Origin of the sequence: Paenibacillus rhizovicinus, assembly GCF_010365285.1 — a bacterium.
Lineage (GTDB): Bacteria > Bacillota > Bacilli > Paenibacillales > Paenibacillaceae > Paenibacillus_Z > Paenibacillus_Z rhizovicinus.
Genome location: NZ_CP048286.1, coordinates 6,060,252 through 6,076,804, shown reverse-complemented (window position 1 = coordinate 6,076,804; position 16,553 = coordinate 6,060,252). Strand labels below are relative to the sequence as shown.

Annotated in this window: 13 protein-coding genes; 5 read left to right on the top strand and 8 right to left on the bottom strand. The window is 56.8% G+C overall.

Translation table 11 applies throughout. The annotated features are described in order from the left end of the window. Positions 1 to 16: 16 nt before the first annotated feature. Both GZH47_RS27060 and GZH47_RS27055 read right to left on the bottom strand, forming a co-directional pair. Positions 17 to 763 carry a phytanoyl-CoA dioxygenase family protein gene (locus tag GZH47_RS27060; protein ID WP_162644089.1) on the bottom strand — a complete coding sequence of 249 codons (747 nt, stop codon included), beginning with the start codon at positions 761 to 763 and terminating at the stop codon, positions 17 to 19. Positions 764 to 995: 232 nt separating this feature from the next. Further along, a complete protein-coding gene (locus tag GZH47_RS27055) occupies positions 996 to 1,805 on the bottom strand; it encodes a phytanoyl-CoA dioxygenase family protein (RefSeq protein WP_162644088.1) in 810 nt (269 codons plus the stop codon). A 159-nt stretch (positions 1,806 to 1,964) separates the two neighbouring features. Between GZH47_RS27055 and GZH47_RS27050 the strand changes: the two genes are divergently transcribed. Further along, positions 1,965 to 2,786: a helix-turn-helix domain-containing protein gene (locus tag GZH47_RS27050; RefSeq protein ID WP_162644087.1), complete on the top strand. Its 822-nt coding sequence runs from the start codon at positions 1,965 to 1,967 to the stop codon at positions 2,784 to 2,786. A gap of 150 nt (positions 2,787 to 2,936) precedes the next feature. On the opposite strand, the gene GZH47_RS27045 is transcribed toward GZH47_RS27050, so the two are convergent. Next, positions 2,937 to 4,388: a DHA2 family efflux MFS transporter permease subunit gene (locus tag GZH47_RS27045; protein ID WP_162644086.1), complete on the bottom strand. Its 1,452-nt coding sequence runs from the start codon at positions 4,386 to 4,388 to the stop codon at positions 2,937 to 2,939. A gap of 192 nt (positions 4,389 to 4,580) precedes the next feature. On the opposite strand from GZH47_RS27045, the gene GZH47_RS27040 reads away from it, so the two are divergent. Beyond that, entirely contained in the window at positions 4,581 to 5,267 is a 687-nt protein-coding gene (locus GZH47_RS27040) for a TetR/AcrR family transcriptional regulator (protein ID WP_162644085.1), read from the top strand. A gap of 254 nt (positions 5,268 to 5,521) precedes the next feature. Here the strand turns inward: GZH47_RS27040 and GZH47_RS27035 are convergent, their stop codons facing one another. The 4 genes from GZH47_RS27035 to GZH47_RS27020 form a co-directional block, all read right to left on the bottom strand. Beyond that, a complete protein-coding gene (locus GZH47_RS27035) occupies positions 5,522 to 8,671 on the bottom strand; it encodes a PAS domain S-box protein (protein ID WP_162644084.1) in 3,150 nt (1,049 codons plus the stop codon). A 185-nt stretch (positions 8,672 to 8,856) separates the two neighbouring features. After that, positions 8,857 to 9,615 carry a phospholipase D-like domain-containing protein gene (locus tag GZH47_RS27030; protein ID WP_162644083.1) on the bottom strand — a complete coding sequence of 253 codons (759 nt, stop codon included), beginning with the start codon at positions 9,613 to 9,615 and terminating at the stop codon, positions 8,857 to 8,859. 57 nt (positions 9,616 to 9,672) lie between these two features. Next, the gene (locus tag GZH47_RS27025; protein WP_162644082.1) at positions 9,673 to 10,500 is read right to left on the bottom strand and encodes an anti-sigma factor domain-containing protein; all 828 of its coding nucleotides are present in this window, start codon (positions 10,498 to 10,500) and stop codon (positions 9,673 to 9,675) included. Then, positions 10,497 to 11,093 (bottom strand): RNA polymerase sigma factor, encoded by a 597-nt coding sequence (locus tag GZH47_RS27020; RefSeq protein WP_162644081.1) that lies wholly within the window; start codon positions 11,091 to 11,093, stop codon positions 10,497 to 10,499. The genes GZH47_RS27025 and GZH47_RS27020 overlap by 4 nt, the downstream gene beginning before the upstream one ends. Positions 11,094 to 11,276: 183 nt before the next feature. On the opposite strand from GZH47_RS27020, the gene GZH47_RS27015 reads away from it, so the two are divergent. Genes GZH47_RS27015 through GZH47_RS27005 form a run of 3 tightly spaced genes read left to right on the top strand, consistent with a single transcriptional unit; the run spans position 11,277 to position 14,549 of the window. Next, on the top strand, positions 11,277 to 12,443 hold the full coding sequence (locus GZH47_RS27015) for a COG1470 family protein (protein ID WP_162644080.1): 1,167 nt from the start codon (positions 11,277 to 11,279) through the stop codon (positions 12,441 to 12,443). A 2-nt stretch (positions 12,444 to 12,445) separates the two neighbouring features. Further along, positions 12,446 to 13,519 (top strand): ABC transporter ATP-binding protein, encoded by a 1,074-nt coding sequence (locus GZH47_RS27010; RefSeq protein WP_162644079.1) that lies wholly within the window; start codon positions 12,446 to 12,448, stop codon positions 13,517 to 13,519. A gap of 7 nt (positions 13,520 to 13,526) precedes the next feature. Further along, positions 13,527 to 14,549 (top strand): ABC transporter permease, encoded by a 1,023-nt coding sequence (locus GZH47_RS27005; protein WP_404823824.1) that lies wholly within the window; start codon positions 13,527 to 13,529, stop codon positions 14,547 to 14,549. A 613-nt stretch (positions 14,550 to 15,162) separates the two neighbouring features. On the opposite strand, the gene GZH47_RS27000 is transcribed toward GZH47_RS27005, so the two are convergent. Next, a protein-coding gene (locus GZH47_RS27000) for an IS1182 family transposase (protein WP_162638950.1) occupies positions 15,163 to 16,523 on the bottom strand; the annotation gives its coding sequence in 2 pieces (ribosomal slippage) (positions 15,163 to 15,956 and positions 15,956 to 16,523; 1,362 coding nt in all). Positions 16,524 to 16,553 lie beyond the last annotated feature (30 nt).

Genomic DNA, 16,553 nt, shown 5'->3' with positions numbered 1-16,553 from the left:
TGTTCTATGACATCAATTATACGTTAATAAACGGGTTGCCCGCGATATCTTTTCCGCGCGCCAGCCAAATTTTGAAACCCGGATTCTTATCCGGAAGGACCTTCGCTTCCGTCGAGAAGTAGCGCATCGTGTAGCCGCAGCGGCGGTTCGGGCTCTTGTTCGGCGTCGCGCCGTGGATGATCCGGGAGTCGTGAATGGAGCATTGTCCCGGTTCCAGCTCGAAATACACCGCTTTGGATTCATCGATATTTTTAATCTGCGTCCCGAAAATATTCTCGTCCTCGTTCACCGCTTCGTAATCGGAGAAGCCGTTCTTATGCGTGCCCGGGATGACGCGCATGCAGCCGTTCTCCTTGTTGCTCGGGTCGATCGCGAGCCAGACGGTCGCGATTTTGTCGAACCGGTCGAGGCGGCCTTTCCAATACGCAGAGTCTTCATGCCACGGCGTTTGTTTGCCGATCAGCGGCTCTTTGCAAATAAAATGGCTCGACCACAGTCCGATGTTCGGTCCGAGAATCGGTTCGACCAAATCCAGCACCTCGTCGGCAAGGAGAAACTTGAGCAAGCGTTCGTCGCGGAAATGCGGCGTATCGAGCTCGCTGTTCAACCGGCGTCCGACCATCTCCCATTGCTCTTCGAATATCGCCGACAGTTCCGCTTGTTTCTCCGCGCCGAACAGCTGGTTCTTATAAAGGGCGTAGCCTTGCTCGTTGTAGAAATCCACTTCCGTTTGCGTCAATTTTCCGTTTGCGATATTGGACATGAATGCCGCCTCCTGCGTTTTGGTTTGGTTCCGCGTTATTTACGGTTTGTTTCGCTTGCTATGACCCTATTATCGCTCGGTCGCCGCGAAAGCGCTTTTCTTCTTCACCGGAAAAGTATGCTTATTTTCGGATCATGAACAACAACAGCCGCGCAAGATGCCGGAAGCGCGACAAAAGCCGCAGCCTGTGGTAGGCTGCGGCTTCACGGCGCGATGCATCGCCGCCGGAAATTCAGTGATACGTAAACTCGCCCATTTCAATGCCGCATGGACCGCCGTCCGGGTTGTTCTCCAGCACGACTTCCGTCCCGTCCGCCTTGAACAACGGATTGTAATGGAAGTTGATCGTCGCTGCCGATGCGTTGGCGTAGTGGCATATAAACGCCCGGCGGAATTGATCTTTCGTCTTGTTCCGGTAGGAGCCGTGGATCAGGTTTCCGTTGAAGAAGAGCACGTCGCCTTTATCCATATTGACCGGCATGATGACGCCGTCCTTCGGCGGTTTCACGTAATGGGTCGTGAACGATTCCTTCGTATCGGCCTCGTCCGGGCATGAGATTTCATGCGCTTGCGTCTTCGGCACGATGAGCAGGCCGCCGTTCTCTTCATGAGCGGCATCGACTGCCGTCCAGGCCGCGATGCAGTTGCCCGGCTCTACTTTCAGGTAGAAATTGTCCTGGTGCAGCGCCTGGCCTCTGGAACCCGGCGGCTTATAGTAGAACATGCTTTGCGCGGCGTATGCCTCTTCTTCGTACAAATCGGCAAGCACATCCAGCACCGGCGGATGCAGCATGAACCGTTTCGCCGTATCGTTAAACCGGTGCGGATGCATGACCCGCGGGTAGCGCTGGAGCGGATCCTTGGCATCGCTGTCGAGATTCGGCTCGAAATAGCCGGGAACCGTCTCCGTGCTCATCGTTTCGAACGTTTGCTCGATTTCCGTCAGATTGTCCGGCGAGAACAATCCTTTCACGATCAAATAACCTTCCGTATCGAATTGCCGTTTCTGTTCTTCCGTAATCGTGCGCAGTGCGTATGCCATTGCTCTTCCTCCTATGAATTACGTGACGTGAAGTTGTGCTTCCCATGATTCCATTGTAGTCACGGACGACGCAAAGAAGAAGTAAGAATCATGCTGAAAACTACTACGATCCTGCTATAATGAAAGTAATACTCTTAAAGCCGGGAGCGTGCTGTCAGCATGAGCGCAAACGATAAACGACTGCCATCCATAATCGAAGAGCAAGGTGCATCCGCTGTCATAGCCGGGCATTTCATTGAACCGGACAATTATTCCATCAGGCGGCCGGTCGGCATGAGCGACTGGCTGATCACGTACACGTTGGATGGAAGCGGGTATTTCCTCATCGACGGAGAAGAACGATTCTGTCAGGCTGGCGACGTTACCCTGATGCAGCCGGGCGTCCCCCATCAATACGGCACGCGCGAAGGCGGCCAGTGGAATTTCATCTGGGCGCACTTCACATCGCGGATTACGGAAACGAACCTGCTGCCCGACCAGAAGCTGCTCATTCATGCCGTGGATAACCAATCGGCGCGCAGACGCATCGGACGGGCGTTCAAACGAATCATGTCCGACGCCTTCGAGCGCGGAGCCTATTGGAGCGAGCTGTGCGAGAATACGCTTCGCGAAGTTATCCTGCTGCTGGCGCAGCGGCATGCCAAGCCGCTGGACCCCCGGATCGAGGAAGTGCGGTACCTGCTCTCCTCCCGCATGCGAGAGCCCGTCCGGATCGAGGATTTGGCGCGGGAGGTCGGATTGTCGCCGTCCAGGCTGTCCCATTTGTACAAGGAATCGACCGGCATGGGGATCATCGACTCCTTGAACGATATGCGGATCCGGCAGGCAGCGGTGCTGCTCGAGCATACCGGCCGGTCGGCGACCGACGTAGCGGCCGATGTCGGCTTCGAGAACTATAACCATTTCGCCAACCAGTTCCGCAAGCGCTTCGGCGTCAACCCGCGCACCTACAAGGGCCAGTATCCGGCGAATCCGGGATGAGCGTCTGGCCGGGGCGCGGCAAGCCGCTTGCGGCAGGTGCACAGCCGACGCGGCTGGCTGTGCCTCCTGCCTGATAAGACCGAAAAAAAGAGCGCATGTCCCGGCGATCCGGGGACATGCGCTCTTCATTCTCATGCAACGGAACAGCTATTAAGCAGCGACGGCTCCTGACTCAACGGCTTTCATTTTCTTGCGGATCAACAGCGTGAACGGAATGGCCGCGACCGCAATGCACGTCGCGATCACGAAGACGTCGTTGACGCTCATCGTAAAGGACAGCAGCGGAATGAGCTTCACGTTCTCTTGGCCGCTCTGAGTCAGATCGGTCGCATGCGTCAGCGTATGGGACGCCAGCAGCGACGTGAACAGCGCAATGGCGAACGAGCCGCCGACGTTACGCACCCAGTTCGTGACGGACGACGCATGGCCGACCATCGTGGGTCCGATCTCTTCCATGCCGGCCGTGCTCGTTGCGGCAGCCGCGAGCGAAACCCCGAGGTTGCGGACAGCCATCCACATAATGATGTAGAAATGCGTGCTGTCGCTGTGCAGCTGCGTCATCTCGTAGCTGCCGAAGATGATGAGCAGCAAGCCGGCGATCGTCATCCATTTGGCGCCGACTTTCGGATAGATTTTACCGGCGATCGGCATCGCCAGCGCCATGACCAGCGAGGACGGCAGCAGGATAAGCCCCGTGTCCATGGCGGACATTTGCTGTACGTTCTGAAGGAACAGCGGCACAAGCAGCGTCCCGGAATACAAGCTGATCGTAATGATCGTATTCGCGACAAGCGTAATGGAGAAGCGATAGTTACCGAATACGCGAAGATTGAGCAGCGGATCCTTCGTTCTCAGCTCATGCGCGATGAACCAGATCAGGAACAGCAGGCCGATACCGAACAACCCGAGCGTTTTGCCCGATTCCCAGCCCCATAGGCGACCTTGGCTCAAAGCGACGAGCAGCGATGCGCTGCTCACCATTACGGTGATCAGGCCAAGCTTATCCAGCGAAGAAGGCTGGCCGATGCGGTAACTTGGAATCATGATCATAATGAAGACAATAGCGAGAATGCCGATCGGAACGTTGATGAAGAACAACCATTCCCAGCTGAATTGCTGAATCAGCCAGCCGCTGATCGTCGGACCGAATGCGGGCGCCAGCATGGCGGACAAGCCCCAGATACTTACGGCGAACGGCTGCTTATCCCGCGGGATAACCTGGAAAATAATCGTCATCGTGGCCGGAAGAATCAGCCCGGTGAAAAGGCCTTGCACGATACGGAAAACAATCAGCGACTCGATATTCCATGCGAAACCGCACAGCACCGAGAGGCCGACAAACCCAGCCATCGCAAACAGATACACGTTCTTGTACCCGAATTTGCTGCCCAGATAGCCCGTCAACGGAGCGATCGTACCGAGCGACAGCATGAAGCCGGTCAGCGTCCACTGCACCGTGCTCAAGCTTGCATGGAAGTCTTGCATGAAGATGGTCAGCGCCACGTTAATCGTGCTGATGCCGAGAATGCTAAGAAACGCGCCGAAGAAAATAGCGGTCATAATAGGCCAGAAGCGGATGTTCGCAGCGGTCGTCGTGCTCATTCGGTTTGGTTCTCTCCCTTACGATAAAATAATGGCTTTCTGTACCGTCTGCCATTTTGTAAAACTGATCATACACCAATGCCTAGATTAAGTAAACTCATTTCGACGTTTTTAGTTTAGTTTGGCTAGTTAGTTTATTTTGATATTAATATTGTGTATACTTACACGTATAGAAAGAGAGTGTGAGCCCTAATGGAAACGACCAATGAAACGCAAAGCTGCCGATACACGGACGAGACGATCAAGAACAAGTACGTGGCCAAGCTTCTTCATCCCGTGAAATTAAGCGGCTTTCAAAGCCTCCGCATGGACGATATCGCCAAAACGATGGACTTGTCCAAAGCGACCCTGTACAAATATTTTCAATCGCGCGACGAGATCATCGACAACTTGGTGAAGCTGGTTATTAAATATGTCGTAGGCGCCGAATGCCAATTCGATTCCGGCAGTCTCGACGCTTACAGCAAGGGCTTCAAATCTTCATTTGCGCAAACGCTGCTTATCGCCAACTACGGCACGGAATCATTCTACGCGGATCTCCGCGAAGGCTATCCGCAAATGATGGTGTCCATCGACGTTGCCATCAGCGAGCGGAACGAGCGGCTGAGCCGCTTCTACGAGAAGGGCGTCCAAGAAGGATACTTGCATGACTCCAATGCCACGCTGCTCATCATTCAGGATGAGCTCATGTTCCGCAACTTGCTCGATCCGCATTACTTAATGAAACATAACTTGACACTTCGCAGCGCCATCGGCGATTATTACCAAATCAAGAAACGGCAGCTGTTCAAGCCGGAAGTATTCGACGAGGTGGAGGATTCGGACATGGCGGAGCGCATCGAACAGCTTGTGCGCAAAGTGACGTACGGCGTGTACTGATTGCCTTACGATTCATAGCGGCGAATAGTGAACGACGTTCAACAACAATGACCCCTATTCATTGAGGATCGACGTTACGCAACGACGCCCCTCATAAGAAGAACCTCAACGATAACGATATTCTGCAACGAACGACAAGTAAAAAGGTCCGCAGCCGGCGCACTCGCGCCGGCTGCGGACCTTCTTTTGTCCCAGGAGGAACCGGTTCGAAACCGCCGCTCCATGCCGCCGCCTGACACCGCTTCGCCTGGGCGTTACGGTCCCCAGAAGTCAGCCTTTAGCGGACGTTCCTCAAGAACAGTCCGAGCGGCTTGAACGGCCACCCGGTTTCGCGTCCGTTTCGCTTCATACAAGCATTTATCCGCCGCCGATACCAGCGATTCCTCATCGCTTCCGTTCGCGGCGGGCACGACGGATGCCACGCCGAGACTGATCGTTACGAAACGGCTCACTTTGGAATTCGCATGCGCGATTTCCTGCTTCTCGACTTGAATGCGCAGCAACTCGGCCAGTTCCGCGGCAACGTTAATCGGCGTGCCCGGCAGCACGATGCCGAATTCTTCGCCGCCGTACCGCGCGACGAATCGATTCGGCTCCTGAAGCGAAGATTGGATCAAGGCGGCCGTCGCCTTCAGGCACATATCGCCGCCGAGATGCCCGTACGTATCGTTATAGGCCTTGAAGTAATCAATGTCCAGCATGATGAGCGACAACGGCTCTTGCGCGAGTGCGTGGCTGTTCCATTCCGCGCGCAGCTGCTCGTTGAAATACCGGCGGTTGAAGATCCCCGTCAGCCCGTCCAGCGAGGACAGCTTCTTCAGTTCGTTATTCGCCTCCTGAAGCTCGGATTGAATGGCGATTCGACCCGTAATATCGGACAGCGCCACGAGCACGCTGTTCACGGCGCCATCGTTGTCGAACAACGGCGAGCAGTTGCACATCATCATGATTCGCTTCCCGTCCGGCCGCTTGAACATATATTCGCTGTTCGATACCATCCGGCCCGTGGACATCGCGATGGAGACCGGAAAATCCTCCACCGGCATTACTTTGCCGTCCACGTCGTACAATTCCCAGATGATATCGTCATACCCGCGGCTGACGATATCGTCCTTCCCCATGCCGAACATCACTTCCGCCATCCGATTCGCCATGACGATCCGTCCGTCTTTGTCGACCACCACGATTCCGGACGGAACCGTCTCGATGATCGTCGCGAGCCGCATTTGGCTTTCGGCAGCCGTTTGTTCCAGCTGCTTGCGGACCGATACGTCCTGGAAGTAGATCGATAGACCATCCTTCGACGGATAGATATGAACTTCATACCAGGCGTCCATGAACGGAACGAATTCTTCGATCGAATGCGGCAGCTGTTTCTCGATTGCCAGACGGCAGCATTCGTGAATCGGCGTATTCGTCAGCTCCGGAAGCACCTCCAGGAAGTGCCTGCCCATGATCTCCCATTGGAACCGGCTAAACTTACGCTTGGCTTCGCTGTTCACGTATGCAAACGTCAAATCATTGTTCAAGGCGATGAACGCGTCCGTAATGCTTTCCAGAATATTGTTCATTCTCGCCTGCGTTTCGCGATAAGCCGCCTCGGTTTCCTTCAGCTGCGTAATTTCCCGGCTGACCGAGACGACGCCTTTAATGGCCCCTTCGTTATCCCGAAACGCGGAATACGAGGTTTGGTAGCTGTGGTTCGCTCCCCGAGGCGTTTGGGTTTTCCAATCGAGCACGGTCGTTTGCTCTTGAAGCGCCAGCCGCTGGGCATCTTCATGGCGGAGCGCATTGGCAGGATTCATCAGTTGATGAAGCGTCATGCCATGACGCGGCAAACCGTTCACTCCCATTGCCCGGCCATAGACGCCCGTTAGCTTCAAATCGGAATCGAACGTCGTAACGACCTCTTCCATGGAGCCCACGATCAACCTGAAGCGTTCCTCGCTCTCCCGAAGCGCCTGCTCGACTTTGCGCTGTTCGGTAATGTCGATGCCGATGCCGATGATCAGCACGATATCGCCGTTCGGCTCCTGCAGCACCGTGTTGGACCATGCGATAAGACGAAGCTCGCCTGTACGCGATTGCCAGTGATTCTCGTAATTCCTGCCGCCGCCCGTCGTCAGCAGCGATTGAAGATGCGCAACGAGCTCGGAGCGTTCGCCCTCGGGAATGAGCTTCTCCAAGATGGACGCATGCCGCACGTCTTCAAAGCGATATCCGGTCGTCAGCTCGCAGCTGCGATTGAACTGCACGATGCGGCCTTCCTTGTCCAGCACGACGATGAGCGAAGCTGCCGTATCGACGATGGACGAAGCGAAGTTGCGCTCTTTGCTGAGCGCCTCCGTATGTTCCAGGATCGTGTCCGACATGGCGTTGAACGCTTCGCCTAGCTGCTGGAATTCGATCGTCGAAGCATCCAGCACCGAAGCGTGAATCCGGTAATCATAGCCGCCTTCCTTGACCGTTTGCACGCCGCGGAGCAAATGATCGACCGGCTTGGCAATTCGCTTCGCAGTGCGGAACATGAAGTATACCGCCAGCAGCATAGCAAGCAAAATGATCAGAATCGCATACCGTACCTCTGTATACAGCGATGCCAATACGTCCTTCCTGCCCGCCTCCCCGATAATGAGCCATCTGCCGCCGTTCGTCCAATTATAGGCGCCGTAAACGGGTACGTTCCGGTAATCGTCATACGAATGCTTCAACTTCACGCCTGCTGCTGCCTGTTCCAGCAAGGAGGAACGGATCTTGACCGGTTGATCGCCGCCGCTGCCTACTCCCGTAATGAGCGTTCCGTCCTTGTCGACTAAGTACGTCTGCCCGTGTTCGCCGTACGTGAATTGCTTCATAAGCTGCTCGATCGTCGTCAGCTCGACCGAGCCCACGATGACGCCCGCGTAGTCGCGGCCGGCGCCTAAGACGGGAGCCGCGAAGACGATGATGCGCTTGCCGTCCATGCGCGACTGCAGCACGTCCGAGATCGAGGCTTTCCCCTTGATCGCTTGGTCAAAATACGACCGGTCGGAGATGTCGATGCCGGCAGCGGTCTTGCCTTGGGAGCCGACGAAACTGATGTTCTGGAAATCGCTATGACTGCTCTTGATGAGCGCGATAAGCTGCTGCGTACGGGCGGAATCTCCGCTTCTCACCTCAGCATCCTGCGAAATGAGCCGGATATCCGACATTCGCTCGTCCATCCATTTATCGATAAACTGCTGCTGCAGCAGGATCGTTTGTTCCAATTGATGATAAATGCCGCGCTTCTGGTGCACGATTTCGACAATCGCAAAAATTAACGTGCACGCAAAGCCGACGAGCAGTACGAACACGAGTCCGAGCGAGCGCAGTTTGCGGTTCAACGTCGGCCTTCTCTTGTATCGATCCCGGATTACGTTCATATGCCGTCACTCCCTTGCTGATTGCTGCTGGTCTCGGATCAATGGATTGAACATTCGACAACAAACCTGAAACTCCTGCCTATCCCCTATCTCAATTGTCGTTTTTTGTCGGAATTGGAATACAAAAAAGCCCGCTTGCCGCGGACTTTTCTACTCGGTCTTCGTATTCTATAAGCTTGCCGTCATCACTCGCATGCGATGCCGTCGCCGTCGCCGTCCAGCTTCGAACTGTAGCCGGGGTCGCCTTGATGAAGCGGTGCCGCGCCTGCTGCTCTCGCCTCTGCGCAGCTGCGATACACGACTGATTGTCCGGACGGAGCGGCAGGTTCCTCATTCGTGGATTCTTCCGGAACCGCGCTGCCTGAACCGTCCGCGATGGTCGCCGAGATGGTCTCGAACCCCGACGTATCTTCCCACATCGCCTGGAATTGCTGCTCGAACGAACGGGCAACGTCAGCGTTTCGCAGAACCATCAGCACTTCGTCGTTCGTGGTGCTGGCCGCCTTCGAATAGTTGAAGGATCCCGTCGTCGCCGTTGTTCCGTCGGCAATCGTCATCTTCAGATGCATCAAGCCGCTATGTTTGTTTTTCTTCATCGGAATGCCTGCGCTGCCGAGCAGCTTGAGCGCTTCCCGCTGGCTCTTGCCTTCGGCTTGAATGCGGTCCGTAATGATGCGGACCTCGACGCCGCGCTTCTTCGCGCGCTTGACGGCATCGACGATGTCCGGCTGCGTCAGGCTGTAAATGGCGATGTCGAGCGTCTTCACGGCGCCGTCGATGACGCCGATCAGCAGCTGATCCGGCTTCTGCCCGGCTTGCGTAAACGCCCACTCCGCTTTAACGCCTTCTGCTTCCGGCGCCGTAGCGGTCGGCGAGGCATAAATGGAGCAGCCGGCCACGAAGACGGACAACACGGCCGTGAGTATGAATGATATGCGTTTCATGATGCGCTGCCTCCTGCTTGCGGTTTTCCTCTAAGTGTACCACGAAACCGGGCGGGATCAACCGCGCTGCAGCGGGAAGACGAGCACGTCAGGTCCGGTCGGGTTGCCGCTCCCGCCAGCCGGCTCTACCGTCAGCGCGATATGACGGGCTTGGAGAAGCCTTCCGGGCTTCACGTACAGATGCGCGCTGCTGGGGCGATCGTGATGAAGCAGCCCCAAATTGACATGTTCATGGGCAAGCTCATCCACGGCCCATACCTGCACGTCATGCTCTTCGCTCGGCAGCAGTCCTTCCAGCATGACGTAAACTTCGCCGGACATGTCGTTAAACCAAATATACCCCTTCCCCAATTCCTCCAGTTCGGGATTCACCTTAAAGCTGGCCGTCTGCGGATCCTGCAGGAAGGATGCCGCCGTCGGCTCTAACGCTGCCGCGGCCACTTTGCGCTGATCGGCCTGACTTGGCGATGCCGACCGGTACACGAGCGCCGCGCACAGCAGCAGCAGCATGACGATCGCCGCCGCGAAGACGCTCGTTCGGCGCTGCGCCTGCACGGCGCGGCGTACGCGAATCCCCGCCGAACGCAGACGGACGCGCGCGCGCAGCCGGCGACGCAGCGCTTCGGAGGGCTGCGAAGACTCCCGGACCTCCTCGCCGCGGCCCCGCTCTTGTTCCGTCGCTGGCGGTGTCCCGGTCATCCCGCCCCCCGCAAGCAGCGGCTCCCACATGTTCCGCATCGAAAGGCAGCGGGAGCACCGTGCAAGGTGGCTTAACATGACCGCACGATCGGCCGGCGGCTTGCGGTCAAGCAGCCAATCGATCCAATCTTCTTCCGCGTAATGTTTGCCGCATGTCTCCGGCTCGTAATCCGGCGTTCCGTTCATTTTCGCACCTCCCCCGCATCGCTGCTTTTGCCATCCGGCCATCCGCGTTTCTCCAGCTGTTTTCGCATGTTATGAAGCCCGTATCGCACCCATGATTTCACGGTTCCAAGCGGTACGTTCCAGGCGGAAGCCATCTCGCTATGCGTCTTGGAGCCATAGTAGCTGCTGACCACCGCATGCTGCTGACGCGCGGGCAGCGCCAGCAGCGCTTCGCGTACCGCCTCGTGCTGGAGCTGCGACAACACCTTCTCTTCGGCGGCAGCCTCGGCATCCGAAGCCTCTTCCGCGTCCCATGCTTCCCGGTGAATCAGCTTCTTGCTCCGGCGCAGCCGATCCAAACATCGGCTGCGGGTCATAATGGCGAGCCATGCATCGACGGACCCGCGCTGCGGATCGTACCGGTCTCCTCGGCGAAGCGCTTCCAGAAACACATCGTGGCATGCGTCTTCCGCTTCCATCCGATCGCCGAGCATGCGCAGCGCGATTCCCATGATGAGCGCCGAATAGCGGGCATAGAACGCATCGAACGCATCCGCCGAACCTTCGCACATCGCGCGAAGGATGTCGGACATATTTTCGCCGGACTGGCCCATCGCCGTCCCTCCTTCCGTTACGTGAATACCGCGCCTTCCTCTCCCTTCGTTGTATCAGAAATCGCCGCCGGGGAAAACAAAAACATTTTTTCGCCGGCGTAAATCCAAACCGGTCCGTCGTTCGTACCGATTATGAATGCTGCCGAAAGGGCGGCCAATACAGTCGGTCAAGGAGGGGATTGCATGCTTCGTGCATGCCGCTTAAGGAGCTTTACTTGGCTCCTTGCTATTTGTTTCGTTCTGGGAGTGACGACGTTCGGTCTAGGTGCCGGCAAGGCTGCAGCCGCCGGTTCGGTGGAGCTGTACACGCCGTATTTGGAGTTGTCCGCGCCGCCGGGCGATTCGATTTCGTATGCGATCGACGTGATCAACCATGGCAGTTCGACGGAAAAAGTCGGCCTCGGCTTCGATGCCAAAGGAAACCAATGGAACGAACAATTGACCGCCGGCGGACGGAACGTAAGCCAGCTTGCCGTCAAAGCCGGTGAAACGCAAACCGTCAACCTGGAACTCGACGTGCCGCTCGAGGTCAACAAAGGCGTTTACCGCTTCGAAGTGGACGCCGGCGGCGTATCGCTGCCGCTGGCCGTGGACGTCTCCGAGCAAGGAACGTTCCGGACGGAACTCACGACGGATCAGCCCAATATGGAGGGGCATTCCGATTCGACCTTCACGTTCAGCGCGACGCTGCGCAACCGAACCGCCGAGAAGCAAACCTACGCCCTGGAAGCGCAGGCCCAGCCCGGCTGGGATGCGACTTTCGTCGACGGCTCCAACAGCGTGACGTCCGTCGAAGTCGACCCGAACGGCGAGAAGACGATCAGCATCGCCGTCAAACCGCCCGAAACGGTCAAAGCGGGCACGTATAAAATTCCGATCGCGGCCGGAAACAACTCCACCTCCGCCAATACGACCGTGGAAGCCGTCGTCACCGGCACTTACGATCTGAAGCTCAGCACCTCGGACGACTTGCTCAGCACCGACGTTACCGCAGGATCCCAACGCCATTTGGACATGGTCGTGACGAATTCCGGCTCGTCGGAGCTGAAGAGCGTCGCCCTGTCGGCCGACACGCCTTCCGGCTGGGAAGTTTCCTTCGAGCCGGCGACGATCGACAGCATCGCGCCGGGCGGAACGTCGCATGTGCAGGCAACGATCAAAGCCGACAAGAAGGCGCTCGCCGGCGATTATGTCGTGAATATAACGGCGGCCGCCCCGGAGAAAAGCGCCGATGCCCAAATTCGCGTCGCCGTTAAATCGTCCGTGCTCTGGGGCTGGGTCGGCATCCTCATCATCATCGTGGTGGCGGCAGGCATTTATTATCTGTTTCGCAAATACGGGAGGCGGTAAAGATGGCGCAACAGCAGGCGCAGACGTCGCTGCCGGATGATGCCATTTCTCTTCCGCTCCCGATCATTGAGCTGAACCGGCTGACAAAGCGGTACGACGGACAGACCGCCGTCAATGGTTTGAACTTGACCATCGCCAAAGGCGAAATTTTCGGCCTGCTCGGCCCGAACGGCGCCGGCAAGACGACGACGATTCTGATGATGCTTGGCTTGACCGAGCCGACAAGCGGCCGCGTACGGGTATGCGGACTCGATCCGACCAGGCAGCCGCTTCAGGTGAAACGGCGCGTCGGCTATATGCCGGATGATGTCGGTTTCTATGAGGACCGTACGGCGCTCGACAATTTGCTCTTCACCGCAAGGCTGAACCGGATACATCCGGCACCGGCTCGGGTGCAGGCGTTGGAGCTGCTGGAGCGGGTCGGGCTGTCCGACGCGCTGGGGAAGAAAGTCGGCGCGTTCTCGCGCGGGATGCGCCAGCGGCTGGGGATCGCGGACGTGCTGATCAAGCGGCCGGAGGTGATCATCCTCGATGAGCCGACGCTCGGCATCGACCCCGAAGGCGTGCGCGAACTGCTGCAGCTCATTCGGGACTTGAGCCGCCTGGAAGGGCTGACCGTGCTCCTGTCCTCCCATCATTTGCATCAGGTTCAACAAATTTGCGACCGCGTCGGCTTGTTCGTGCGCGGGGAATTGATCGCTTCCGGGGACGTCGACTCGCTTGCGGAGCAGCTGGACGACGACCGCGCCATTACGGTGGAACTCGAGGTGTCCGGCTGGAGCGCCGAGCTCGGGGAACGGCTCGCCGGACTTGATGGCGTGCTGGCCTTCAACGGCAGCGCCGTCAACGACGGGGGCGCTGGCGAAAGCGCCCGGGGCGAAACCGCGCCGGACCATGGAACGGTCCGCTTCTCGCTTCGCTGCTCGCGCGATCTGACGACGGCTGCCGCGAAGACAGTCATTGAGAGCGGCGCCAATCTGCATGCGGTCCAGCGCAAGCAGTATGGACTCGACGACATTTATCACCGGTATTTTGAAGGAGGCGGGACGGTTGATCGAAACAACGGCAAAACCTGACGGATTCATGCGCAGGCTGTCCCGGCTCCGGGGCATTGGCCGACCTGCGGCCGGCGAAGAAACCGCCGCGGAACGATGCACCGTTTCCCCGTTCTGGGTCATCGTGCAGAAGGAATTCGGCGACCATATGCGGAGCTGGCGCTTCGGCATCCTAATCGGCATCATTACGCTCGCGTGCATCGGCTCCATCTATGCGGCGATCACGGCGCTGAAGGGCGGCGTCAAGACGCAGGACACCGATACGGCTTACCTGTTCCTGCAAATGTTCACCGCTTCCGACGGAACGCTGCCGACGTTCGCCACGTTCGTTTCTTTCCTCGGGCCGCTGATGGGCATCGCCCTCGGCTTCGACGCCATCAACTCGGAGCGCGGCAAAGGCACCTTGAGCCGGCTGCTGTCCCAGCCCATCTATCGCGACGACTTCATCCGTGCCAAATTCACGGCTTCGCTGCTGTTGATCGCAGTCGTCCTGTTCGCGCTCGGCTTCCTCATCATGGGACTCGGACTGTTCACGATCGGCTACCCGCCGACACCCGAAGAAGTGCTGCGGGTGGTACTGTTTCTCGTCATCGGTGTCATCTACGTCGGCTTCTGGCTGAACCTGTCGATGCTGCTGTCCATCCGCTTCCGGCAAGCGGCCACCTCCGCGCTGTCGGGCATCGCCTTATGGATTTTCTTCTCCGTGTTCTACGGCATGATCATGGGCATCGTCGACAAAGCCTCGGCTCCGCCCGAGACGTCGGCACTCAGCATCCTGCTCCGCCATGCCAAAATGATGCTCATGCTCAACCGGCTGTCGCCCTCCTACTTGTTCACGGAGACGACGAGCACGATGCTCACGCCAGGCGTCCGTTCGCTCGGCCCGCTGACGACGGAGCAGGTCGTCGGCGCGATCGCAAGTCCGCTCCCGCTGTCGCAAAGCCTGCTGCTCTGCTGGCCGCAGCTCGTCGGCTTGCTGGCGGCGACGATGATCTGCTTCGGGCTGTCCTACGCCTTGTTCATGCGGCAGGAAATTCGTTCCCGGGCTTGAATAGGCACGACAAAAAGCCATTGCAGCCGGAGCAAATCCGGCGCAATGGCTTTTTCATTGCGGCAGACAGCCGCATGTAGGCCGCATTCATTGCGCATTTCATACCGCATTCATACCGCATCCAATGCGCATTCATCGCGCAATGGCGGCGCATTAGTGGCGCACACATTCATAGTGCATTCAGCTGTCGGAATCATCTAGCCGACAGAATTCCGCCGCCGGCCTCGGGCTGCCTCGCTCTCTACTTTGTACGATTTTTCGTACAAAACCCCGGCTTCGGGCACCTCGCTCGCTACTTTGTACGATTTTTCGTACAAAACCTCGGCCTCGGGCTGCCTCGCTCTCTACTTTGTACGATTTTTCGTACAAAACCCCGGCTTCGGGCACCTCGCTCGCTACTTTGTACGATTTTCGTACAAAACCCGAGCCTCGGGATGCCTCGCTCGCTACTTTGTACGATTTTTCGTACAAACCCCGACCACGCATGCGCGACAACAAAAAGAACCCTCTGCAGAAGCAGAGGGTTCTCAGAGTGTAGAGAAACCCACGTTTTTTTAAAAACGGCGGGTTTCTTTTTTATCTCTCTTTCAATTTCAGGGCTTCGGAGGGCGTATTACCCCTCCGAAGCCCTCTTCTCTAGTTGGAGGGCAATCTTCTTCATGTTCTGTACGGCGGCGGTCATCAACGCTTGTTCCATCACGTTATGTAACCCCCGCAAACGGCAATAGCGAAACCCGTGGAGCTGTTTAGCATCCGCGAAGCTTCGCTCAATTGTTTCTTTTCGTTTTCGGTACAACTTTTTCCCCGACTTGCTCAGGCGATTCAAACGTACTTTCTCCTTGCTGTCCTCCCAGATATGCCGGGTCACAATCTTTCGCTTGTTGTGGGATCGTGTGCACTTCTCCAGCATCGGGCAGGATGCGCACTGTTTCGGGTTTGAAGCATAGTGCCGGTAACCTTCACGGTCCGTGGTTCGGTAGGGCAGCTCTTGCTGCTGTGGGCATACGTAAACGTTTCGCTCTGCATCATAGGTAAACTTCCACTTTGGAATCAGACCCTGTGTTGGTTGAAATCTTCGGTGCGCAATGACGCCGAAAATGTTACGGTCTTCAAGTCCCTTGCAAATCGGCGTTGTCATATAACCAGAATCAAGTGCGACAGCTTCTACGGCAAAACCAAATCGGTTACGTTGGCGGTCCAAGCGTGAGAGATACGGCACGGAATCATGCACATTGCCTGCGGTGACGAAGACATCGGTAATGAGGTTGTGTTTCGCATCGACGGTGCGGTGGTCCAGATAGAAGAAGCCTTCCGGCTTGCCTTCTCGAAACATATAACCGCTGTCCGGGTCGGTTGTACTGACCTTCACTTCCTTGTCTTCATTCACCTCCTCTCGTGGTTTTAGAGCTTTTTTCCTTGCGCTTTTCGGTCAGATTCGACCGCGGAATTTAACTCGTCCAGATAATCACGCGTGTTTTGCTGAACCTGCTCTTTGGTGTATTTGTGTTTATTCGCATTGGCTTTTACGTGCGTGGAATCGGAAACGAGCATACGACCGCCAACCATCCGATGCGAGATGGCTTGCAGCACAATCTCATCGAAGATGTCCTGGAAAACCGAGGTACCTTTGAAACGCGTACGACGATTCCAGCTGATCGTGGTGTGGTCCGGAACACGATCGGTGAGTCCCAATCCTAGAAACCAGCGATAAGCCAAGTTCGTTTGGACCTCGCGTTCCAGTTGACGTTCGGAACGAATGCCGTAGAAATAGCCTAAGAAGATCATCTTGAAGAGAACAAGGGGATCGATAGCTGGACGCCCATTGTCTTGCGAATAGAGATGGCGAACCTTCTCGTCGATAAAGGTGAAGTCAATGTATTTATCGATCTTGCGAAGCATGTGATCCGCAGGTACCAAATCTTCTATGGAAACCAATTCGTAATTCTGCTGTTTTTCTTTGTTCGATCGTAGCACCGCGGCACCATCCGTTCGTAAATGTTACTT